Here is a 21,804-nt window from a genome sequence, read left to right on the forward strand (position 1 = left end):
TGGGTGTCAGACCAGGCGGGTGAGCCAGCCGTGGGTGTCCTCGACCGTGCCGGTCTGGATACCGAGCAGCTGCTCGCGGATGGACATGGTCACGGGGCCGGCAACGGCATCTGCTGCACCGATGCTCTCGGTTTCGGTCTTCAGCTCGCCGACGGGCGTGATCACTGCGGCGGTGCCGCAGGCGAACACCTCAGTGATGTCGCCGGAGGCTACGCCGTCGCGCCATTCATCCAGGGTGATCTTGCGTTCCTGGACGTTCAGGCCGCGGTCCCGGCCGAGCTGCAGGACGGAGGAACGGGTGATGCCGTGCAGGATGGTGCCGGAGAGAGCCGGGGTCACCAGCGTGCCGTCCTTAAAGACGAAGAACACGTTCATGCCGCCGAGCTCTTCCACGGCGTTGTCATTGGACTCGTCCAGGAACAGGACCTGCTTGCAGCCGTGCGCCTCGCCTTCCATCTGGGCGATCAGCGACGCTGCATAGTTGCCGCCGCACTTGGCTTCGCCGGTGCCGCCGATGCCGGCGCGGGCGTACTTGGTGGAAAGCCAGATGGACACAGGCTTCAGCTCGCCGCCGAAGTAGTTGCCGGCCGGAGAAGCAATTACGCGGTAGGAGACCTCGCGGGCCGGGCGGACGCCCAGGAAGGCCTCGGTGGCGATCATGAACGGCCGCAGGTACAGGGCGGCGCCGTCGCCTTCCGGGATCCAGTCCTTGTCCAGCGCCACCAGGCGGCGCAGGGACTCCACAAAGAGTTCCTCGGGCAGCTCCGGCAGTGCCAGGCGGCGGGCGGAAAGGTTCATCCGGGCCGCGTTGGCCTCGGGCCGGAAGCTCCAGACAGAACCGTCCGCGTGACGGTAGGCCTTCAATCCCTCGAAGATCTCCTGGCCGTAATGCAGCACTGCAGCGGCCGGGTCCATGGCGATGGGGCCATAGGGTTCAATCCGGGCATTCTGCCAGACGCCGGAACCGGACTCATCAACCTTGTAATCGATGACCGCGGTGTGGTCCGTGAAGTAGTCGCCAAAGCCGGGGTTGGCCAGAATAGCCGCACGCTCCTCGGCCGGCTTCGGATGGGCGGAAAGCTCCTGGGTGAATTCCAGAGCACTGACAGACATTGTTTCCTCCACGGTGGACGGCGCGGCCGCCCGACGAAATGGTTACTGGTACTTCCCGAGCTTATGACACCGCTGTGGTTATCGCATTGCCGATCTCCGCCGTCGTGCGCGGCTTTCCGGTGCGGGCTGCGACGTCGGCTTCCACGGCTTCTTCCACGCGTACGGCCTCCTTCTCCAGGCCCAGATGGCGGAGCATCAGTGCGGCGGAGAGGATGGCGGCGGTGGGGTCGGCCTTCTGCTGGCCCGCGATGTCGGGCGCAGAACCGTGCACCGGCTCAAACATGGAGGGAAAAGTGCCGTCCATGTTGATGTTGCCGGAGGCGGCCAGCCCGATGCCGCCGGTAACCGCGGCGGCCAGGTCGGTGATGATGTCGCCGAACAGATTGTCCGTGACAATCACGTCAAAGCGTGACGGATCCGTCACGAGGAAGATGGTGGCGGCATCCACGTGGAGGTAGTCATGGGTCACGTCCGGGTACTCGGCGGCCACCTGCTCCACCGTGCGCTTCCAGAGCCGTCCGGCGTAGACCAGGACGTTGTGTTTGTGGACGAGGGTGAGCTTCTTCCGCGGCCTCTCGCTGGCCCGCCGGAAAGCATCCCGCACAACCCGCTCGACGCCGTAGGCGGTGTTCAGGGAGACCTCGGTGGCCACCTCCTGCGGGGTGCCTTCCCGCAGGACGCCGCCGTTGCCGGTGTACGGTCCCTCCGTGCCTTCGCGGACCACCAGGAAATCCACCGTTCCCGGATTGGCCAGCGGGCTGGAAACACCGGGATAGAGCCGGGACGGACGCAGGTTCACGAAATGGTCCAGGCTGAACCGCAGCTTCAGCAGCATTTCCCGCTCAATCAGGCCGGACGGGATGCTTTTGTCCCCCGGGGCGCCGCCTACCGCGCCGAAAAGAATGGCGTCGTGGCGTTTGAGCGCCGACAGGGTTTCCTCCGGCAGGGTTTCCCCCGTTGCGAGCCAGTGCTCTGCACCCAGCGGGTATTCCGTCAGATCAAACCGGACGGGGCTGTCGCGGGTAACCGCCAGCAGCACCTTGACGGCCTCTGCGGTCACTTCGGGGCCAATGCCGTCGCCGGGAATGACGGCCAGGGAAACGGAGGAGGACTGTTCGCTCATATCGACAGTCTAGGAAAAGCGTCCACATTCCGGGCAGTCCGTCCCACATCTTGGACAACAGCGGTTACGGCCGGCTCGGTTAGGAACAAGCACGTTAGGGACAAGCGCGGCCAGTGGCAGGTGTGCGACGGCGACGGCGGCCCGGCGGCCCGGGATCAGACCGTGGCATGAGGCGCCGGGATCCCTAGTGGCCCTAGAGTTGTTGTCCATGCTCGTGCACCGTCGAATCCAGGCCTGGATGCAGGCGAACCCCTTCAAGGTCGATCTCTTCCAGGCGCTGACCGCCACTCTGATTTTTGCCGTCCCGTTCCTCCTGACATTCCAGGGGCAACAGGTTGAATTTGTCCTCTCCGCTGCCATCTGCCTGCCCCTGGCCTGGAAAAGAACCCGCCCGGTCGCCGCGGCAGCAATCCAGGCAGCAGCCTGCCTGCTGCAGCTGGTCCTGGTCCCGGAAACCGGGCTGCCAGCTGACATTTTTGTCCTTGTCACGGTTTATTCACTCGCTGTTTATGCTCCCCGCTGGGCAAGCCTGAGCGGACTAGCCCTGGCTCTGGTCGGCGGCATGCTGTTCATCTTCCAGTACTACTTCGTTCCGCTGCGGACCGCTGGTTGGATCGATGACAGTGCCGGCTTGATCGGGCGCTACCTTGCCCTTGTGGTTGCCCTTGACGCGGTGGTCCTGCTCTGCTGGACCTTCGGCGACCTTGCCCGCACCCGCCGACTGGCGATGGACGCGCTCCGGGACCACGCCCGCAGGCTCGAGGTGGAACGCCAGCAGGAGCGCGATCTTGCCGCCGCCGACGAGCGCACGCACATCGCACGGGAAATGCATGACATCGTGGCCCATTCCCTCTCGGTCATCATCACCCAGGCCGACGGCGCCCGGTATGCGAGCGCCCAGGACCCGGAGATTGCGGCCAAGACCCTGGGAACCATCGCGGAAACCGGCCGCGGCTCGCTGCGCGAAATGCGCCGCCTGCTGGGAGTACTCCGCGGTGACGAACTCGCGTCCACCCGCCCGCTGCCGTCGCTGGCGGACGTCTCCGAACTGGTGGACGCGGTCAAACGGGCAGGACTGAGCGTGACGGTAAGCGAAACGGGAACGATGCGCCGCCCGCTTCCCGCAGGCGCCGAACTGACCGCGTACCGGGTCATCCAGGAATCCCTCACCAACGTCCTCAAGCACGCCGGCCCCTCGGTGCAGGCCGGCGTCGATTTGCAGTGGACTCCCCGGGGACTGGAGATCACAGTGCACGACGACGGCCGGGGCGCCGGCGCGGATGCGCCGCCGCCCGCTCCCCCGGCACCGGAATCAAAGACGCCGGCCGGCACCGGCCAGGGCATCAACGGCATGACCGAGCGGGTGGCCCTTTACGATGGAACACTGGTTGCCGCTCCGGCGGCCGGCGGAGGATTCCGCGTTTCCGCTTTCATTCCCTACACGGAGGCCTGAGCATGACCGGCACCCAGCCCGCCCCTTCCGACAGCAACGTCCCCGAGGCCGGCCCCATCCGCGTTGCCCTGGTTGATGACCAGCAGCTGGTGCGCGGCGGCTTCAAGATGCTGATCAACTCCCAGCCCGATCTCACGGTGGTGGCCGAAGCCGGCAACGGCGGAGACGCCCTGCAGGCGCTGTCCGCAGTCCGCGCCGACGTTGTCCTGATGGACGTGCGCATGCCCGGCATGGACGGCATCGAGGCGACCGCCCGGCTCCTGGAACGCGCCGCCGCCCAGCCCAAGGGATCCACCGACGTCGACCTGAAGGTGGTGGTGCTGACCACCTTCGACCTGGACGAGTATGCCCTCTCCGCGATCCGTGCCGGAGCCAGCGGCTTCCTGCTCAAGGACGCTCCCCCGGAGGAACTCCTCGAGGCCATCCGCACCGTATACCGCGGGGACGCCGTCATTGCACCGTCGACCACCCGGCGGCTGCTGGACCATGTGGCTCCCCTGCTCCGCGAGCCCACCGCCGAGGTCAGCCGGCACGCGGCCGACGTCGAACGCCTCACCCCCCGCGAGCGCGAAGTGTTCGGGCTGATTGCGCAGGGGCTGTCGAATCCTGAAATAGCCGCGCACCTGTTCCTCTCCGATGCCACGGTCAAGACCCACGTGGGCCACATCCTCGCCAAGCTCGGCGCCCGCGACCGGGTGCAGGCTGTTGTGATCGCGTACGAGACCGGTATCGTCGCACCGTAAACAGGGGTCGTCCTGCCGCGGGCGCACAGGAGTCAGGGAGGCTGCCGTGTCCACTGAAGTCGACGTCCGCTCCTTCTGCCTGGCGCTGCCCGGAGTTACCGAGCGGCTCAGCTGGCAGCAACCGGCCTGGTTTGCCCGCACCCTGATGGCCCGCATCTGGGAGAACGGGGTCCTGACCGTCAAGTCTCCGGAACGGGAAGCCCTTGCGGGCACCGACCCGGACACCTTCTTTTGGACGCCGCACCACGACCGTTCCCCGCTTTTGGTGCTGGTGCATCTGAACCGCGTGGAGCCCGCCGAGCTGGAGGAACTGCTCCTGGAGTCCTACCGGCTGGCCGGTCCACTTCCACCCACGGTATGAGAAGGAGCAGTGCTGATCCCCGCCCCTCCTCCGATGCTCCGGCAGCAGGCCGCCGCATAACGTAGTGGGTATGACAACCCTTACTGAGAAATCTTCCGTGCCCGGCGGCACCACGGCCGCCGCTGCCGCCCGATCCCTGAACAAGACCTACGGCGCCGGGGACACCGCCGTCCACGCGCTGTCCAACGTGGACGTGACCTTCGAGGCCGGCACCTTTACCGCCATCATGGGGCCGTCCGGATCCGGAAAGTCCACCCTCATGCACTGCCTGGCCGGGCTGGATACCGCTGACTCGGGCCGGATCTGGATCGGGGACACGGAGATCACCTCGCTGAAGGATGCTGAACTGACCCGCCTGCGCCGCGACAGCGTGGGCTTCGTCTTCCAGTCCTTCAACCTGGTGCCCACCCTCACCGCAGAACAGAACATCACGCTGCCCGTGGCGCTGGCCAACGGCAAGGTGGACTCCGCCTGGCTGAACAGCATCACGGAGACCCTGGGTCTCACCGGCCGGCTCAAGCACCGCCCCCACGAACTCTCCGGCGGCCAGCAGCAGCGCGTCGCCGTAGCCCGGGCACTGCTGACCCGCCCGCACGTGGTCTTCGGCGACGAGCCCACCGGCAACCTGGATTCGAAGTCCGGCGCCGAAGTACTCTCCCTGCTGCGCCGCTCCACCAGGGAAATGGGCCAGAGCATCATCATGGTCACCCATGATCCGGTGGCCGCCTCCTACGCCGACCGCGTGGTCCTGATGAATGACGGAGCGCTGGTGGGCGAACTGGCCAACCCGACGCCGGAGACCGTCCTCGCTGCCCTGACCAAACTGGGAGCCTGAGCATGCTGCAGGTAGCCCTGGCGCAGGTGCGCCTCAATGCCCGCCGGTTCATCGCCGTCTCGCTTGCCGTGATGATCGCCGTCGGGTTCCTGACGGCCACTCTGGTCATCAATTCCTCGTCCAAGGCCTCGCTGACCCAGAGCGTGGGTGAAGGTTTCCGCAACGCGGACCTGATCCTCAACGGAAATCTGTTCCGTTCCGACCCGGTGGTGCTGAACGAAGACACTGTCGACGTCGTCCGCGACCTTCCCGGAGTGGAGGGCAGCTACGCGGTTCAGCAGGGCTACGCCAGCTTCGGCACGGGCCGTGACACGGTGTTTGCCCAGCTGGACAGCATTCCCGAGCACACGGGCCTCTTCCCCGGGGAAGTCGTCGACGGTTCGATGCCGGCGTCCGACAGCGAGGTTGCCGTGGACAGTGCCACCGCCGAGCGAGAGGATCTGTCGATAGGCTCGAAACTGAACCTCACCGGCGGCTTCGATGAAGCTGCGGCAGAGCTGACCGTCACTGCCCTGGTAGCACCCTCCAACGATCCGCGCACTATGGGCACGCCCAAGCTGTATGCCACCGGCCCCACCGCCGCGTTGTTCGCCAACGCCGAAGACGGTTACGACACCATCCAGCTGGCGCTGGCCGACGGCGCCACTGCAGAAGATGTCCGGGCCGCCGTGGAGCAGGAGCTTTCCACCGCGGGCATGGACGAGGTTGTGGTCCGCACCGCCCCGGAGCAGACCGACGCCGTGGTGGCCATGTACACCGGCGGAGACGATGCCCTGACCATCATCCTGCTCGCCTTCGCCGCCGTGGCCGTGCTGGTCTGTGCCCTGGTGGTCTCCAACACCTTCTCCGTGCTGGTGGCCCAGCGCACCCGGGAACTTGCCCTGCTGCGCTGCATCGGTGCGGAACGTTCACAGATCCGCCGTTCGGTCATCGTCGAAGCCTTGATTGTGGGCATCGCGGCGTCGGTTGCCGGCGTCCTGGCCGCCGTTGCCCTGGTGGGCGGCATCATAGCCTACCTGCAGACCATTCCCGAAAGCGGCTTTGCCACACTCGCGGTCTCCCCCGTCTCAGTTGGAGCCGGTCTGGTGGTCGGCATCCTGATGACCGTCCTCGCCGCACTGGTGCCTGCCCGGGCCGCCACCGCGGTTGCCCCTCTGGCTGCCCTGCGGCCTGCCGAAGACGTTCGGGCCGGAACAAAACGCGGCCGGGTACGGCTGATTATCGGGCTGGTTCTGCTGGCCGGCGGTGCCGCCCTCCTGGCAGTCGGCGCGGTGTCCTCGGATCTCCTGGTGGCGCTTCCCGGCGGCATCCTCAGCTTCGTGGGCATCCTGATGTGCGCCACCCTGTTTGTCCCGTCGCTGGTGCGGACCGTCGGTTCGCTGGCAGCACCTCTGGGGGTGCCCGGAAAACTCGCCGCCGTCAACGCCATCCGGAATCCCCAGCGCACCTCGGCCACAGCGTCCGCCCTGCTGATCGGCGTCACCCTGGTCACCATGATGATGACCGGAGCCGCAACCGTACGGACGTCACTGGACAGTATGCTGGCCGGGGAGTTCCCGGTGGATGTCAGCGTTACCGGCCAGGACCGTGCGTTCACCGCAGCTGATGCGGAGACCGCACGTGCCGTCGACGGCGTGCAGGAGGCCGTGCAGGTGCCCGTGGCCGGCACCACCGATACAAAGGACTGGGGGGCGTACGACGTCTACGCGCTGGACCCCGCCGACGCGGCGAAGGTCCTGCAGGATTCCAACCTGGTCCTGGCGGATGACACCATCCTGATGCCGCAGGGCATCAAGGACGAAACCCTGACGGTTACGGGGGCAACCTCCAGCGTGGAGCTGAAGGTTCTGGTCTCGAACGACAAAATGCTGCGTCCGCTGATCACTGCCGATACGGCCGCGGACCTGGGCGGCCCCGCACCGGTATCCGCTTCCGCGGACTACGTTCCGATGCCGCAGCTCTGGCTGTCCGTGGAAGACGGTTTGACGACCAGTGCCCTGATAGACCTGCGCGCCGAGCTGGCTGAAAGGCTGGACGTGGAGGAGCACACCGTGACCGGCTCCGCTATTGAGCGGGCCGGGTTCGAACAGGTCATCAATGTCCTGCTGATGGTGGTTACCGGCCTGCTGGGCGTCGCCGTGGTGATTGCCCTGGTGGGCGTGGCCAACACGCTGTCCCTGTCCGTCCTGGAACGCACCCGTGAATCGTCACTGCTGCGGGCACTGGGCCTAACCCGCGGACAGCTGCGCGGCATGCTGGCACTGGAAGCCGTCCTCATCGCAGGGGTCGCGGCGCTGATGGGCAGTGTGCTGGGATCCGTTTACGGCTGGCTCGGAGCGCAATCGGCGCTGGGCTCCTTTGCCTCCGTGGCACCGTCACTGCCGTGGCTGCAGCTGCTCGGCGTCCTGGCCGTGGCATTGCTGGCCGGCCTGGCCGCTTCGGTCCTCCCGGCCCGCCGCGCCGCACGGCTCTCCCCTGTGGCAGGACTGGCGGCCGACTAACCGGAAGCCGCGGGTTCCCGGGCCGGCCGCCGGCCCGGGAACTCGCGGCCGGTGCAGGGATCTGACAGGATACTCAGCAGACTGATCAGCACTAGTTGAAGGAGCACACCATGTCCGACGCCGCCTGGAAACCCGAGCATGCCTCCCTGTCCGCCTATCTGGACGACCATCTGCTGGGCGCGGAAACCGGAGTGCGGCTTTTCGGTGCGGCCCGCCGGACCTGGGCCGGGTCCGCCTACGAGCAGACCTTCGCGGATCTGGAGCACGAGATTGCCGGTGAGCGCGATGAGCTGGAACAGCTGATCATTACCCTGGGTTACCGCCGCAGCAAGTTCAAGTTCCTGGTGGCAAAGGCCGGTGCGGTCACGGGGCGCCTGGGCCCGCTCAATCCGATGAGCACCGGCGGCGGCACCTCCGGGCAGTTTGAACTCGAAACACTGCAGTCCCTCGTGCGGGCCAAGGAATGCCTGTGGCGGACTCTGCTCGCGCTGGCCGCCCACGACCACCGGTTCAACGTCCCCCGGCTGAAGGACCTGATCGCAATGGCCGGCCGGCAGCAGGACGCCGTCGCCCGCGTCATGGAGGAGACGGCTCCGGCACGTTTCCTGACCGGGCAGATCCGCTCCGGCTCCTAGGGTCCTTCTCCCTCCTCCCCCCAACCAAGATCCCGCGAAATAGCAGAAAGTGCCCTTCTGAGCGTTCAGAAGGGCACTTTCTGCTATTTCGGCGGGGCTGTTTCGGCCGGTAGGGACCGGGGCCGCGATGTTACTCGGCGGGCTCCTCGTACTTCGGGAAGATCGGTGCGGGCGCCGGCAGCGGAGTACCCGGCACCAGCGGCGAGGCGATGGCGCTGAACTGCCGTGCGCCGTCGTCGTTCTGTCCCAGCACCGTCAGCAGCTTGGCGGCGCTGTCCGGCATCACCGGCTGGATCAGGATGGCCACGATGCGCAGCACCTCCAGCGTCACGTAGAGCACCGTGTTCATGCGCTCGACGTCGGTCTTGCGCAGCACCCAGGGTGCCTGCTCGGCGAAGTAGGCGTTGGTGTCGCCGAGGACCTTCCACGTGGCTTCGAGCGCGCCGTGGAAGTCCTGGACGTCGTAGGCCTTCCGGGAGATCTCCAGCAGTTCGCCGGCGGCCGCCAGAATGGCTGTGTCCTCGGCGGTGAACTCCCCCGGCTGCGGCACAGCGGCGCCGCAGTTCTTGGCGACCATGGACAGCGAGCGCTGGGCCAGGTTGCCCAGGTTGTTGGCCAGGTCGGAGTTCATCCGCCCCACCACTGCCTCATGGCTGTAGGAACCGTCGCCGCCGAAGGGAACTTCGCGCAGCAGGAAGAACCGGACCGAGTCCAGGCCGTACTGGTCGGCCCATTCCTTGGGCGCGACCACATTGCCCAGGGACTTGGACATCTTGACGCCCTTGTTGTGCAGGAAGCCGTGGATCATCACGCGCTTGGGCAGCGGCAGGTCAGCGGACATCAGGAACGCAGGCCAGAAGATGGCGTGGAACCGGGAGATGTCCTTGCCGATGACGTGCACGTCCGCCGGCCAGTACTTCTTGAAGGACTCGGACTCCATATCCGGGAAGCCGACGCCGGTGAGGTAGTTGGTCAGTGCATCCACCCACACGTACATCACGTGCTCGGCGTTGCCCGGGACGGGAACGCCCCAGTCAAAGGTGGTGCGGGAAATCGACAGGTCTTCCAGTCCGCCCTTGACGAAGCTGATGACCTCGTTGAACTTGGACTGCGGCGCGGCGAAGGCCGGCTGGGCCTCATACAGGGCCAGCAGCTTGTCCTGGTAGGCGGAGAGGCGGAAGAAGTAGCTTTCCTCCTCGGTCCACGTCAGCTCGGTCTCCGTCTCCTTGGAGTACCGGGTGCCGTCCTCGCGCACCTCGGTTTCATCTTCGGCGTAGTACGCCTCGTCCCGTACGGAGTACCAGCCGGCGTACTTGGAGAGGTAGATGTCGCCCTTCTCCTCCATCCGCTTCCAGATGGCCTGCGCCGCGGCGTAGTGGTCCTTGTCCGTGGTGCGGATGAAGCGGTCATGGGAGATGTTCAGGTCCCGGCTCATCTGCTGGAAGGCGGCCGAATTCCGGTCCGCCAGCTCCTTGGCGGTGATGCCTTCCTTGTCCGCGGACTGCTGCATCTTCAGGCCGTGCTCGTCCGTGCCGGTCATGAAGAAGACGTCATACCCGTCCAGGCGCTTGAAACGGGCCATTGCGTCGGTGGCGATGGCCTCGTAAGCATGGCCGATATGGGGCACTCCGTTGGGATAGGAGATGGCCGTGGTGATGTAGAACGGGGTCTTGGAATCGGAAGAAGTCACATAAGAAAATTACCCTGTTTTGCCCCTCGGTGTCGCTTCGGCGCAGTCCGGCCGCCATGAGAGCCATAGGGGCGCCGTCTGCCCGGCCGGCAGGGTCCCGGGCGACGTCGTCGTCAGCCATGGAGAAGGCTCTCCCCGCTGAGGACTATGGCTGTCCTGAACGGGCGGAGCTGAGCCTCTCAGCCCGCGATTGGTATTCGGCGGTATCAAACCGTTCAACATAGCCCAGGCCCAGCGCTGCTGCGGCGGGGATAACCGCGACAACCCAGGCCGGAAGGGCCAGCACAGCGCCCACATCAGGAGACCAGCCGGGTCCGTAGCCTAGGAACCCGAACCAGGCCGTGCCGCACGACGCGACGAGCACGGAAAGGGCGATCTCCACGACGGTGCGCGGCCCGTTCCGCCGGTAACGGGCCTGCAGCAGGAAAAGAAGCGGGAGCAGCGGCAGGAGCCAGCCGAATATTCCGGCGGGGAGCCCGGCAAAGGGCAGGGCCACGAGAACACGGACGGCAACATAACCCGCTCCGACGGCAGCAAGGGCGGCTGCGGCATACGTGAAGAGGTAGCGCCTGCCGGCGGGAAGGCCGCCCCGCACGCCGTACAGCGCGGTGAGGAGCGCCCAGAACGGGAGGAGGGCGATAGCCAGCCCGACGTAGATGCCTGGCTCGGTGAGCAGAAGCAGAAGAGTCACCACAACGACCGGCACCCCGTAAACCGCCCCACGGATGCCCGCCGCGGAAGGCCGTGCCGGGAGGAAGACGGCGAGTCCAACCAGTACGGCGGTTGCTGCGAGGACCACAGCAGGGCCCGCGAGGTCCCAACCGGTGATGAGGCCGTTGCCGCCGCCGTCGTCGCCACCGCTGAAAGAGAAGGCGGCAAAGGCGCCAAGCCATACCACCAGCACCGCTGCAGCGGACCAGCTGCGTTCCAGGGGAGTTTTCTCAGCCTCGGACCTGCTGGTTTCCCCGGTCCGGCTACCCGCCTGTGTTTCCTCCACTTGTTCCCCCGTCCGCGGCTGAAAGCACCGGTTTCGGCTCAGTGTACGCGTTGCAGTTTGTCCGCCCGTCCCGGATTAGGCCTCCAGGACCCCGGTCAGCACCGAGCCGGTCGCGGCCAGCCCGGCCCGTACCAGGGCCACCCCGACGACGACGGATCCCGCCAGGAATGCCACGGACACCGGCGAGACCAGCAGCGCTGCTCCGGTAAGCGGAAAGAGCAGGACCGCAGGCACAGCGGTGGACACAATGCTGACGAGCAGCAACGGCTGCATGACGGCTCCGATGCGGGCGGCGTCAATCACTTCGCGCGGCATACCCATCCGATCGAGGCTGCGGTAGAGATCCGCCCTGTCCAGTACGGTGGCTGCCTGGTTGATTCCGGCCGAGCAGGCCACCATGAGGAAACCCGCGATGACCGTGATGAGCACGCCCGTCATAATGTCCTGCAGGAGAAAGTCCTCCGGCCCCTCGGACTGTGCTCCCTGCAGGGCCGCCGCACCGGCGCCGGCAACAACAGCGGTGAAACAGACCATCGACAGGGCGCTCACCTGCCGCCATGCCGCTTTCGGCGCATCCAGGACGATCCGCGCGGCCATCAGCGCCTGCGGGGTGTGTGCCCGGCGCAGCCGCCGTTTGGCGGAACGGGCCACAAGCCATGGCCCGACCACGTTCAGGACGGACATTCCGGCGGCGAACACACCAAAGATGACCATGATGCCCAGGGCCGCTCCGGCACCGGGCACCATCAGGGCCAGGACGCCCACTCCGATGACCGCGGCTGCAATTCCTGCCCGGCTCCAGTGCACCTTCTGGGCCGTTGCCCTCGTCCTCACCCCCAGCGGCGAAACGACGACCTTCCGCAGGCCGACGGCGGAGCTGACCGCGGCCAGGAGCACCACAGCCGCCACTGCGAACAGCCCTGCGGCCGGGTGCAGCCAGTAGGCCGCTCCCAGTGCCGCTCCGCGGAAGTGGATCAGCTGGACAAACGGGGCGAGAAACAGATAGCCGGCCACGCCGGCCAGGGCGCCGGCGAGCGCCTGGGCGCTGGCTTCCAGGACGGTTACTTGGCGGACCGTCCGCGCGGAAGCCCCGAGCAGACGCAGCGTTGAGAGGTGTTCATCCCGGCGTCGGGCAGCAAGCCGTGCGGCCGAGCCGCCAAGCGTGACCAGCGGAAGCACCAGCAGGATGAGCGCGAAGCCGGCGAGCATCAGGTAGAGGTCGCCTTCCTGATCCCCCCACTGCAGGAAGGACAGGGCACCGGCCAGGACAGTCAGCAGCAGTGTGGTGACCACGGCAAATGACGCCGCGGGCAGCAGTGCGGCGGCCCGCCCTGTGGTCCCGGGACGGTTCAGGAGCCACGCGATGCGCAGCGGGACGGCCAACGGGGAGGATTCAGCCGCGCGGACAAACGCGGAAGAGGCTGCGGCGGTCATCGCCGGACACCCGCGGCGCCGGCCGTATCGGCCACGACCCGGCCGTCGGCCAGGGTGATGACCCGGCCGCACCAGCGGGCCACCTCCGGATCATGCGTGACAACGATCAGCGCCCGGCCGGTCCCCTCCACCGTGCCCAGCAGCAGCCTCATCACGTCCGCCGATGTGCGGGAGTCAAGGGCGCCGGTGGGTTCGTCGGCGAACAGCACGACGGCTCCGGTGACCTGTGCCCGGGCAATCGCCACGCGCTGCGCCTGGCCGCCCGAGAGCTCGCCGATTCTGCGGCCCTCCATGCCGGCCAGTCCGAGGGCGGCCAGTGCCCCTGCCGCAGCCTGTTCTGCGCGGACCCGGTCCGTACCGTCAAGCATGAGGGCCAGGGCAACGTTCTCCCCTGCGGTGAGCTCGGGGATCAGCAGTCCCTGCTGGAACACGAAACCGAAGTCCTTCCGGCGCAGGGCGGATCTGGCGTCGTCGTCCAGTGCCGTGACCTCAACCGGAGTGCCGGAGCCGCGGAAGAGCCGGACGGTGCCGGCATCCGGCTGGATGATGCCCGCCAAGCAGTGCAGCAGGGTGGTTTTTCCTGAACCGGAAGCGCCCATTACGGCAACGGCCTCACCCGGCCGGACGGTAAGGCTGACGCCGGCCAGGGCGGGAGCGCTGTTGTAGGTCTTTACGAGGTTGTCGGCTGCCAGCAGGGGCACACCGGGCATGGATGCAGTCATATCTCCATGGTGTCCCGGCCGGGTAGCCCGGCACCTCGGAGGAGGGCATGAACCCGCGGACGGCTGCCTCCTACCCCGGGTGGAGAGACGGGCCTGAAAGCGCGAAGGGACCGGCCCGCCGAAGCGGAACCGGTCCCCTGGTACTGCTCTGCCTGCGGAGTTAGTCCTGCAGGTCGACCTCGCGGGCCACCGAGGCTCCGATTTCGAGTTTCAGTGCTTCCAGCACGTCCTGCGGCACGGAGGAATCAACGGTCAGCAGGGACAGCGCCTGGCCGCCTTCGCTGTTGCGGGCCACCTGCATGCCGGCAATGTTGATGTCCTTCTCGCCCAGGATCCGGCCCAGGGAGCCGATGACGCCGGGGCGGTCCTGGTAAATGAGCACGATCAGGTGTTCGCTGATCGGGATTTCCAGGTCATAGCCGTTGACGCCCACCAGCTTCTGGATCTGCTTGGGGCCGGTCAGGGTTCCGGAGACCTCCAGGCGGGTGCCGTCGGAAAGGGCGCCGCGGATGGTGAGCAGGTTGCGGTAGTCGTCCACCTCGGGGGTGGTCAGCAGGCGCACCTCGATGCCGCGCTGTTCGGCCAGCACCGGAGCGTTGACGTAGGAAACCTGCTCGGACACGATGTCGGTGAAAATGCCCTTCAGCGCGGCCAGTTCCAGGGCCTTGACGTCCAGGGAGGCAATTTCGCCGGCCACTTCAATGTCCACCGCGGTGACCGAGTCGTGCGACAGGGCGGTGAAGATGCGGCCCAGCTTTTCGATCAGCGGGATGCCCGGGCGGACGTCCTCGGCGATGACGCCGCCGGCAACGTTGACGGCGTCGGGCACCAGTTCCCCGGCCAGCGCCAGGCGGACGGACTTGGCCACCGAGACACCCGCCTTTTCCTGTGCCTCTTCGGTGGAGGCGCCCAGGTGCGGGGTCACGATGACGTTGTCCAGGGACTGGAACGGCAGGTCGGTGGAAGGTTCCTTCACGAAGACGTCCACGCCGGCACCGGCAATTTTGCCCTCGGTGAGCGCGGTGTAGAGGGCGTCTTCATCAACGAGACCGCCGCGGGCCACGTTCACCACGTACGCGGTGTCCTTCATCTTCTCGAATGCCTCGGTGCCGAGCATGCCCAGGGTTTCGGGGGTCTTGGGCATGTGGATGGTGACGAAGTCTGCCTGCTCCAGCAGTTCATCCAGCGTTACCAGTTTCACGTTCAGCTGCGCGGCGCGCGCCGAGGTGACGTACGGGTCGTAGGCAAGGATCTCGGTGCCGAATCCCTGCAGCCGGGCCGCGACGAGGGCGCCGATGCGACCCAGGCCGATGATGCCGATCTTCTTTTCAAACAGTTCAATTCCGGAGTACTTGGAGCGCTTCCACTCGCCGCCTTTGAGTGCGGCGCTGGCCTGAGGAATGTGGCGGGCCAGGGACAGGATGTGGCCGACGGTCAGTTCCGCGGCCGAAATGATGTTGGAGGTGGGGGCGTTCACCACCATGACACCGGCCTGGGTGGCGGCCTTGATGTCCACGTTGTCCAGGCCGACGCCGGCGCGGGCAATGACCTTGAGCTTGGGAGCGGCCGCGATGGCCTCGGCGTCCACCTGCGTGGCGGAACGGACGAGGATGGCGTCGACGTCGGCGATTGCGGCAAGCAGCTGCGAACGGTCTGCTCCGTTGGTGGACCGGATTTCGAAGTCCGGGCCCAGGGCCTGGACGGTGGCCGGGGAAAGTTCTTCCGCAATGAGTACGACGGGCTTGGTGGCTGTCACCGATGACCTCTTTAGCTGTGGTGGATTCTGGTGGGGTTCTTGGTGAAGCGTTTTTCTGCGCAAAGAGGCCGGACCCGTTCAACCGGGCCCGGCCTCTTTACCGAAACGGCTTGCTCTTTCGAGCTTATCGTTTCGCTGATGGGCACGCTTAATCCGCGCGCTGTGTTACCGCCCTCACGGACGGGTTACCGCTTTCACGGAGGGGCGGCTAGCGGGAGACGGAGCCCTCGGTGTAGTCGTCGTCGGACTTGATCCAGGAGAAGAGCTTGCGCAGTTCGCGGCCCGTGGCCTCGATGGGGTGCTCCTCGCCCTTCTTGCGCAGTTCCTGGAACTCCGGTGCGTTGGCATCCTGGTCATCGATGAACCGCTTGGCGAAGGCACCGTTCTGGATGTCCGCCAGGACAGCCTTCATGTTGTCCTTGACCTCGGGGGTGATGACGCGCGGACCGGAGACGTAGTCGCCGTATTCGGCGGTGTCGGAAACGCTCCAACGCTGCTTGGCGATGCCGCCTTCGACCATCAGGTCAACGATCAGCTTGAGCTCGTGCAGCACCTCGAAGTACGCGACCTCCGGCTTGTAGCCGGCCTCGGTCAGGGTTTCGAAGCCGTACTGGATCAGCTGGGAAGCGCCGCCGCAGAGGACCGCCTGCTCGCCGAAGAGATCCGTTTCGGTTTCTTCGGTGAAGGTCGTTTCGATGACGCCGGCGCGGGTGCCGCCGATGGCCTTGGCATAGGACAGGGCCAGTTCCTTGGCCTTGCCGGACGGGTTCTGCTCGACGGCGATCAGGTCGGGGACACCGCGGCCGGCCTCAAATTCGCGGCGGACAATGTGGCCCGGCCCCTTGGGTGCAACCAATGCGACGTCGACGTCGGCCGGCGGCTGGATGTAGCCGTAGCGGATGTTGAAGCCGTGTCCGAAGAACAGGGCGTCGCCGGCCTGCAGGTTCGGGGCGATGTCCTCGGCGTACACGAAGCGCTGCACCTGGTCCGGGGTCAGCACCATGATCAGGTCGGCTTCGGCGACGGCGTCGGCGACGTTCAGCACGCGCAGCCCCTCGGCTTCTGCCTTGGCGCGGGACTTCGAGCCTTCCTTGAGGCCGACTCGGACGTCAACGCCGGAGTCGCGGAGGCTGAGTGCGTGGGCGTGGCCCTGGCTGCCGTAGCCGATGACCGCGACGGTGCGTCCCTGGATGATGGACAGGTCGGCGTCGTCGTCGTAATACATGTCAGTCACAGTGTGTCTCCTACTGAAGTTTCTTGGATGAAGGTTTTTGCGGAACCGGCGGAAGCCTAGGCGCTGCGCAGGGCGCGGTCGCCCATGGATTTCGCGCCGCGGCCGATGGCCAGGGTTCCGGATTGGACTATTTCGCGGATGCCAAAGGGTTCAAGCACTGCAAGGAGTGCGTTGAGCTTATCGGCGGTGCCTGTGGCTTCAACAATCAGCGAGTCGGTGGACACGTCAACCACTGAAGAACGGAACAGCTCGGCTGCCTGGGTTACCTGCAGCCGGGTTGCGGCATCCGCGCGAACCTTGACCAAGATGTGGTCGCGTTGCACGGAAGACTCGGGAACCAGCTCGACAATCTTGATGACGTTGACGAGCTTGTTCAGTTGTTTGGTGACCTGTTCAAGCAGGTCGCCCTCGGCCTCGACCACCACGGTGATGCGGGACAGACCCGGCACCTCCGAGGGGCCCACGGCCAAAGAATTGATGTTGAATGCCCGGCGGGCAAACAGTGACGCAACGCGGGTCAGGACACCGGGAACGTCTTCAACCAGTACGGAAAGGGTGTGGCGTGCCATGGCCCTAGTCCTCCTCTTCCCATTGGGGTGTCATGTTGCGGGCAATCTGGATCAGGTCGTTGGACACGCCCGAGGGGACCATCGGCCACACCATGGAATCGCGGCTGACCACGAAGTCGATGACGACGGGCCGGTCGTTGATGGCCAGCGCCTGGCGGATGGTGTCGTCAATGTCTTCGTCCCGCTCGCAGCGCAGCCCGGCGCAGCCGTACGCGTCGGCGAGCTTGACGAAGTCGGGGATGCGCACGGTGTCATGGCCCGTGTTCAGGTCCGTGTTGGAGTAGCGGGACTCGTAGAAGAGCGTCTGCCACTGCCGCACCATGCCCAGGGACGAGTTGTTGATGATGGCAACCTTGATCGGAATCTTGTTGATCAGGCAGGTGGCCAGTTCCTGGTTGGTCATCTGGAAGCAGCCGTCCCCGTCGATTGCCCAGACCACGCGGTCCGGGTTGCCGACCTTGGCGCCCATGGCCGCCGGAACGGAGTAGCCCATGGTTCCCAGTCCGCCGGAGTTCAGCCAGGCGCGGGGGCGCTCGTACTTGATGAACTGCGCGGCCCACATCTGGTGCTGGCCGACGCCGGCAACGTACACGCCTTCGGGTCCGGTGAGCGCACCGATGCGCTCAATGACCTTTTGCGGAGCAATGTGCCCGTCCTCCGGTTCGGCGAAGCCCATCGGGTAGGTCTCGCGGAGGCGGTCGATTGTGGCCCACCACGGAGCAATGTCCGGGCGCTCTTCAGCGAACTGGGTCCGGACGGCGTCGGTCAGTTCCGGAATGATCTCCTTGACCGATCCGACGATGGGTACATCCGCCGGGCGGTTCTTGGAGATCTCCGCGGGGTCGATGTCCGCGTGGATGACCTTGGCGCCGGGGGCAAAGGAGGACAGGACGCCGGTGACCCGGTCGTCAAAACGGGCGCCCAGGGTGATGAGCAGGTCCGACTGCTGCAGCGCCGTGACTGCCGAGACGGAACCGTGCATCCCGGGCATTCCTGCGTGCTGGCGGTGTGAATCGGGGAAAACGCCGCGGGCCTGGAGCGTGGTGACCACCGGGGCGCCCACCAGCTCGGCCAGTTCCAGCAGCTCGGCCGAGGCATCGGCCTTCAGCACGCCGCCGCCCACGTAGAACACGGGACGATGCGAGGCAGCAATCAGGCGGGCGGCTTCACGCACCTGCTTGGAGTGTCCGCGTACCACCGTCCGGTAGCCGGGGAGGTCAATCTTCGGCGGCCAGGAGAAGGTCGTTTTGGCCTGCTGCGCGTCCTTGGAGATGTCCACCAGCACCGGGCCCGGACGGCCCGTGGTGGCGATGTGGAATGCTTCGGCCAGGACCCGGGGGATGTCGTCAGCGTTGGTCACCAGGTAGGAGTGCTTGGTGATGGGCATGGTGATGCCCACGATGTCCGCTTCCTGGAAGGCGTCGGTGCCGATGAAGGCGCTGGAAACCTGCCCGGTGATGGCGACCATGGGAACGGAGTCCATATGGGCATCCGCGATGGCGGTCACCAGGTTGGTGGCCCCGGGGCCCGACGTCGCGATGCAGACACCGGCGCGGCCGGTAACCATGGCGTACCCCTCGGCGGCATGGCCGGCGCCCTGTTCGTGGCGGACCAGGATGTGCCTGATCTTCGTGGAGTCCATGAGCGGGTCATAGGTGGGGAGGATCGCGCCGCCGGGCAGACCGAAAATGTCGTCGACGCCGAGCTCCTCGAGTGCCCGGACAATCGCCTTGGACCCGGTCATTTCGGTGGGAGGAACCACATTGTTGGGGCCCTGGACCCGGTTGTCCACGACGTCGGAGGGGGCGGAAATGGTGGAGGCAACATCACGCGTCTTGGCCGCGGCCGCCTTGGCGGCAACACTGGCCTTATTGGCCATCAGCGACGGGCTGATTGGCGATCCCTTACTCATAAAGACTTCCTTACGGATACTTATTCATGTGATCTGTTGCGGCGGCCGTCCGGACGGTTAGCCCGGTGCGGCTTTTGTGCTTTGTCTGAAGCCAATAAAAAAACCCCTCGTGCCGGTTGGCTCCGTAGGGGTTCGCGCGTGACGTTCTTACAAGCCGGCGGTTAGGCCACGCGCTTGATAAGGACGACGGATACGATCTGCATACCGTTCATCCTTCCCATCCCCTCCGGCACTGTCAACTGGAACCGCTTCCGGTCTCACTATCTGGACCGCCGGTCCCAGCTTGTGGACGCCGGGGCCCCAAGCGTCAGGCGCTCAGCGCCCTTCCAACAAAAGGCGGCAGGGCTTAATAAGGCTGAAAACCCTTAGGGGCCCCGCTGATATCCGCGCCAGCGGATATCAGCGGGGAGGGTTTTCAGCCGCAGTAAGCACCCGTGGAAGCGGAGTTCACCAGCTTGGCGTACTTGCCCAGGACACCGGTGGTGAACTTGGCAGGCAGGGGCTTCCAGCCCTCCTTGCGTGCTTCGAGCTCTTCGGGGTCAACAAGCAGGTCAAAGGTGCGGGCTGCGATGTCCACGCGGATCCGGTCGCCGTCCTTGACGAAGGCGATGGGACCGCCGTCGACTGCTTCCGGCGCCACATGGCCGATGCACAGACCCGTGGTGCCGCCGGAGAACCGGCCGTCGGTCAGCAGCAGGACGTCCTTGCCCAGGCCCGCACCCTTGATGGCGCCGGTGATGGCCAGCATTTCGCGCATGCCCGGGCCGCCCTTGGGGCCTTCGTAGCGGATGACGACGACGTCGCCGGCGTGGATCGCTCCGGCGTCGAGCGCGTCCAGGGCGCCCTGCTCGCGCTCGAACACGCGGGCGGTGCCCTCGAAGATGTCGGCGTCGAAGCCGGCACTCTTCACCACGGCCCCCTCGGGAGCCATGGAGCCGTGCAGGATGGTGATGCCGCCGGTCTTGTGGATGGGGTTGTCCATGGCGCGGAGCACCTTGCCGTCGGGATCCGGCGGATCGATCTTGGCCAGGTTCTCGGCCACCGTTTTGCCGGTGACGGTGAGGCAGTCGCCGTGGATCAGGCCGGCGTCGAGCAGTGCCTTCATGATGACGGGGACGCCGCCGATCTTGTCGACGTCGTGCATGACATAGCGGCCGAACGGCTTCAGGTCGCCCAGGTGCGGGATCTTGTCGCCGATGCGGTTGAAGTCCTCGAGCGTCAGGTCCACGTGTGCCTCGCGGGCAATGGCCAGCAGGTGCAGGACTGCGTTGGTGGAACCGCCGAAGGCCATGGTCACCGCGATCGCGTTTTCGAACGCCTTCTTGGTCATGATGTCCCGGGCGGTGATGCCCTTGCGCAGCAGGTTGACCACGGCTTCGCCGGATTTGCGGGCGAACTCATCGCGGCGGCGGTCGGCCGAGGGCGGCGCGGCGGAGCCGGGAAGGGACATACCCAGGGCCTCGCCGATGCAGGCCATGGTGTTGGCGGTGTACATGCCGCCGCAGGCGCCTTCACCCGGGCAGATGGCGCGTTCGATGGTGTCCAGGTCCTTGAGGCTCATTTTGCCCGCGGCGCAGGCGCCGACTGCTTCGAACGCGTCAATGAGCGTGACTTCGCGCTCGGTGCCGTCCTCCATCTTGGCGAAGCCGGGCATGATCGAGCCGGCGTAGAGGAAGACGCTGGACAGGTCCAGGCGGGCCGCTGCCATCAGCATGCCGGGAAGGGACTTGTCGCAGCCGGCCAGCAGGATGGAGCCGTCCAGCCGTTCGGCCATCATCACGGTTTCCACGGAGTCGGCAATAACTTCACGGGAAACGAGGGAGAAATGCATGCCCTCGTGTCCCATGGAGATGCCGTCGGAAACGGAAATGGTGCCGAACTGCATGGGGAACCCGCCGCCGGCGTGGACGCCTTCCTTGGCGCCCTGGGCCAACCGGTTCAGGGAGAGGTTGCAGGGAGTAATTTCGTTCCAGGAACTGGCGACGCCGATCTGCGGCTTGGCGAAGTCGTCATCTCCCATCCCCACCGCCCGGAACATGCCGCGGGCCGGAGCTGCGTGGATCCCGTCGGTGACTACTCGGCTTCGGGGTTTGATGTCAGGGGTATTCTCCATGCTCATATTCCGATCTTAGGACCTGGGCGCTGCTCCTCCTGAGCATGTGACGGGCAGGCGCCCCGGTTGTTACGGCGCATGAAGAGTGGGTGACGGCTCTGTTTCCTCCTGTGTGTTGCCGGGCGCCCCTTCCATCGATCCGGGCCGGTGTTCATAGACTGGGGGAATGACTTCGGCACCAGCACTCCGCGACCAGCCCTCCAGCGATGACATCAAGGCTGTGCTCCGGCATGTGTTTGAGTCGCAGATTCCCAACTACGGGGACTACAACCTGGTCTGTGCCGTCCCGGGCGGGGACGGGGCCGAGGCCTACTACGTGGTGGGTTACCGGTGGCGTCCGGCCGAACTCGTCTTCGCCCCGTTCGACACCGCGACCCTCGCCGGGCTCGAACCTCCCACGGCAGTGAACTCGACCAACCTTTCCCATACTGAAGAAGTCTCTGCCGGAGACTATGAGGTGGGGACGAACACCGGCCGCATCTTCCGCTTCCGGGTGCAGGAGAGCGCGCAACTGCCGGACGGGGACTCCCTGCGGGTCATTGAGCAGGCGGCGGACCTGGAGGACTTCGGGTCCTTCGTGAACCACTTCCTGACGCTGGCCTGACCGGGCAGC

The 21,804-nt window shown here is 66.1% G+C and carries 18 protein-coding genes; 7 read left to right on the top strand and 11 right to left on the bottom strand.

Annotated features, from left to right (window positions below):
- Positions 1–6: 6 nt before the first annotated feature.
- Both M1D40_RS12175 and M1D40_RS12180 read right to left on the bottom strand, forming a co-directional pair.
- Entirely contained in the window at positions 7–1,113 is a 1,107-nt protein-coding gene (locus M1D40_RS12175) for a branched-chain amino acid aminotransferase (RefSeq protein ID WP_341393726.1), read from the bottom strand.
- A 61-nt stretch (positions 1,114–1,174) separates the two neighbouring features.
- Positions 1,175–2,236, bottom strand: coding sequence for a 3-isopropylmalate dehydrogenase (locus M1D40_RS12180; RefSeq protein ID WP_461168991.1), 1,062 nt, complete (start codon positions 2,234–2,236; stop codon positions 1,175–1,177).
- A 208-nt stretch (positions 2,237–2,444) separates the two neighbouring features.
- On the opposite strand from M1D40_RS12180, the gene M1D40_RS12185 reads away from it, so the two are divergent.
- From M1D40_RS12185 to M1D40_RS12210, 6 genes are all read left to right on the top strand, one after another.
- Entirely contained in the window at positions 2,445–3,689 is a 1,245-nt protein-coding gene (locus M1D40_RS12185; RefSeq protein WP_341393724.1) for a sensor histidine kinase, read from the top strand.
- A 2-nt stretch (positions 3,690–3,691) separates the two neighbouring features.
- Entirely contained in the window at positions 3,692–4,432 is a 741-nt protein-coding gene (locus M1D40_RS12190) for a response regulator transcription factor (protein WP_341393723.1), read from the top strand.
- A 46-nt stretch (positions 4,433–4,478) separates the two neighbouring features.
- Positions 4,479–4,793 (top strand): MmcQ/YjbR family DNA-binding protein, encoded by a 315-nt coding sequence (locus tag M1D40_RS12195; protein ID WP_461168992.1) that lies wholly within the window; start codon positions 4,479–4,481, stop codon positions 4,791–4,793.
- Between the two features lie 70 nt (positions 4,794–4,863).
- Positions 4,864–5,628, top strand: a complete 765-nt coding sequence (locus tag M1D40_RS12200; RefSeq protein ID WP_341393721.1) for an ABC transporter ATP-binding protein — start codon at positions 4,864–4,866, stop codon at positions 5,626–5,628.
- Positions 5,629–5,630: 2 nt separating this feature from the next.
- Positions 5,631–8,129, top strand: a complete 2,499-nt coding sequence (locus tag M1D40_RS12205; RefSeq protein ID WP_461168993.1) for an FtsX-like permease family protein — start codon at positions 5,631–5,633, stop codon at positions 8,127–8,129.
- Between the two features lie 110 nt (positions 8,130–8,239).
- Entirely contained in the window at positions 8,240–8,764 is a 525-nt protein-coding gene (locus tag M1D40_RS12210) for a hypothetical protein (RefSeq protein WP_461168994.1), read from the top strand.
- A 130-nt stretch (positions 8,765–8,894) separates the two neighbouring features.
- On the opposite strand, the gene metG is transcribed toward M1D40_RS12210, so the two are convergent.
- The 9 genes from metG to ilvD form a co-directional block, all read right to left on the bottom strand.
- Positions 8,895–10,454 carry a methionine--tRNA ligase gene (gene metG / locus M1D40_RS12215; protein ID WP_461168995.1) on the bottom strand — a complete coding sequence of 520 codons (1,560 nt, stop codon included), beginning with the start codon at positions 10,452–10,454 and terminating at the stop codon, positions 8,895–8,897.
- A gap of 145 nt (positions 10,455–10,599) precedes the next feature.
- Complete coding sequence (locus M1D40_RS12220) at positions 10,600–11,451, bottom strand: hypothetical protein (protein WP_461168996.1); 852 nt, start codon at positions 11,449–11,451, stop codon at positions 10,600–10,602.
- 75 nt (positions 11,452–11,526) lie between these two features.
- Positions 11,527–12,885 (bottom strand): FtsX-like permease family protein, encoded by a 1,359-nt coding sequence (locus M1D40_RS12225; protein ID WP_461168997.1) that lies wholly within the window; start codon positions 12,883–12,885, stop codon positions 11,527–11,529.
- The gene (locus M1D40_RS12230) at positions 12,882–13,607 is read right to left on the bottom strand and encodes an ABC transporter ATP-binding protein (protein ID WP_341393715.1); all 726 of its coding nucleotides are present in this window, start codon (positions 13,605–13,607) and stop codon (positions 12,882–12,884) included. Before M1D40_RS12230 ends, M1D40_RS12225 begins: the two co-directional genes overlap by 4 nt.
- A 160-nt stretch (positions 13,608–13,767) precedes the next feature.
- Positions 13,768–15,363, bottom strand: a complete 1,596-nt coding sequence (gene serA / locus M1D40_RS12235) for a phosphoglycerate dehydrogenase (protein ID WP_341393714.1) — start codon at positions 15,361–15,363, stop codon at positions 13,768–13,770.
- A gap of 208 nt (positions 15,364–15,571) precedes the next feature.
- Entirely contained in the window at positions 15,572–16,597 is a 1,026-nt protein-coding gene (gene ilvC, locus M1D40_RS12240) for a ketol-acid reductoisomerase (protein WP_341393713.1), read from the bottom strand.
- A gap of 56 nt (positions 16,598–16,653) precedes the next feature.
- Positions 16,654–17,166, bottom strand: coding sequence for an acetolactate synthase small subunit (ilvN, locus tag M1D40_RS12245; protein WP_152219104.1), 513 nt, complete (start codon positions 17,164–17,166; stop codon positions 16,654–16,656).
- Between the two features lie 4 nt (positions 17,167–17,170).
- Complete coding sequence (locus M1D40_RS12250; RefSeq protein WP_341393712.1) at positions 17,171–19,078, bottom strand: acetolactate synthase large subunit; 1,908 nt, start codon at positions 19,076–19,078, stop codon at positions 17,171–17,173.
- Between the two features lie 415 nt (positions 19,079–19,493).
- Entirely contained in the window at positions 19,494–21,197 is a 1,704-nt protein-coding gene (ilvD, locus tag M1D40_RS12255) for a dihydroxy-acid dehydratase (protein ID WP_461168998.1), read from the bottom strand.
- A gap of 160 nt (positions 21,198–21,357) precedes the next feature.
- On the opposite strand from ilvD, the gene M1D40_RS12260 reads away from it, so the two are divergent.
- Positions 21,358–21,795, top strand: a complete 438-nt coding sequence (locus M1D40_RS12260; RefSeq protein ID WP_461168999.1) for a hypothetical protein — start codon at positions 21,358–21,360, stop codon at positions 21,793–21,795.
- The last annotated feature ends 9 nt before the right edge of the window (positions 21,796–21,804 follow it).

Source organism: Arthrobacter sp. Z1-15, assembly GCF_054792395.1.

Coding starts and splice junctions, on each gene's coding strand:
- M1D40_RS12175 (WP_341393726.1), bottom strand. CDS start 1,113: ATGTCTGTCAGTGCTCTGGAATTCACCCAGGAGCTTTCCGCCCATCCG.
- M1D40_RS12180 (WP_461168991.1), bottom strand. CDS start 2,236: ATGAGCGAACAGTCCTCCTCCGTTTCCCTGGCCGTCATTCCCGGCGAC.
- M1D40_RS12185 (WP_341393724.1), top strand. CDS start 2,445: ATGCTCGTGCACCGTCGAATCCAGGCCTGGATGCAGGCGAACCCCTTC.
- M1D40_RS12190 (WP_341393723.1), top strand. CDS start 3,692: ATGACCGGCACCCAGCCCGCCCCTTCCGACAGCAACGTCCCCGAGGCC.
- M1D40_RS12200 (WP_341393721.1), top strand. CDS start 4,864: ATGACAACCCTTACTGAGAAATCTTCCGTGCCCGGCGGCACCACGGCC.
- M1D40_RS12205 (WP_461168993.1), top strand. CDS start 5,631: ATGCTGCAGGTAGCCCTGGCGCAGGTGCGCCTCAATGCCCGCCGGTTC.
- M1D40_RS12210 (WP_461168994.1), top strand. CDS start 8,240: ATGTCCGACGCCGCCTGGAAACCCGAGCATGCCTCCCTGTCCGCCTAT.
- M1D40_RS12225 (WP_461168997.1), bottom strand. CDS start 12,885: ATGACCGCCGCAGCCTCTTCCGCGTTTGTCCGCGCGGCTGAATCCTCC.
- M1D40_RS12230 (WP_341393715.1), bottom strand. CDS start 13,607: ATGACTGCATCCATGCCCGGTGTGCCCCTGCTGGCAGCCGACAACCTC.
- ilvN (WP_152219104.1), bottom strand. CDS start 17,166: ATGGCACGCCACACCCTTTCCGTACTGGTTGAAGACGTTCCCGGTGTC.
- M1D40_RS12250 (WP_341393712.1), bottom strand. CDS start 19,078: ATGAGTAAGGGATCGCCAATCAGCCCGTCGCTGATGGCCAATAAGGCC.
- ilvD (WP_461168998.1), bottom strand. CDS start 21,197: ATGAGCATGGAGAATACCCCTGACATCAAACCCCGAAGCCGAGTAGTC.
- M1D40_RS12260 (WP_461168999.1), top strand. CDS start 21,358: ATGACTTCGGCACCAGCACTCCGCGACCAGCCCTCCAGCGATGACATC.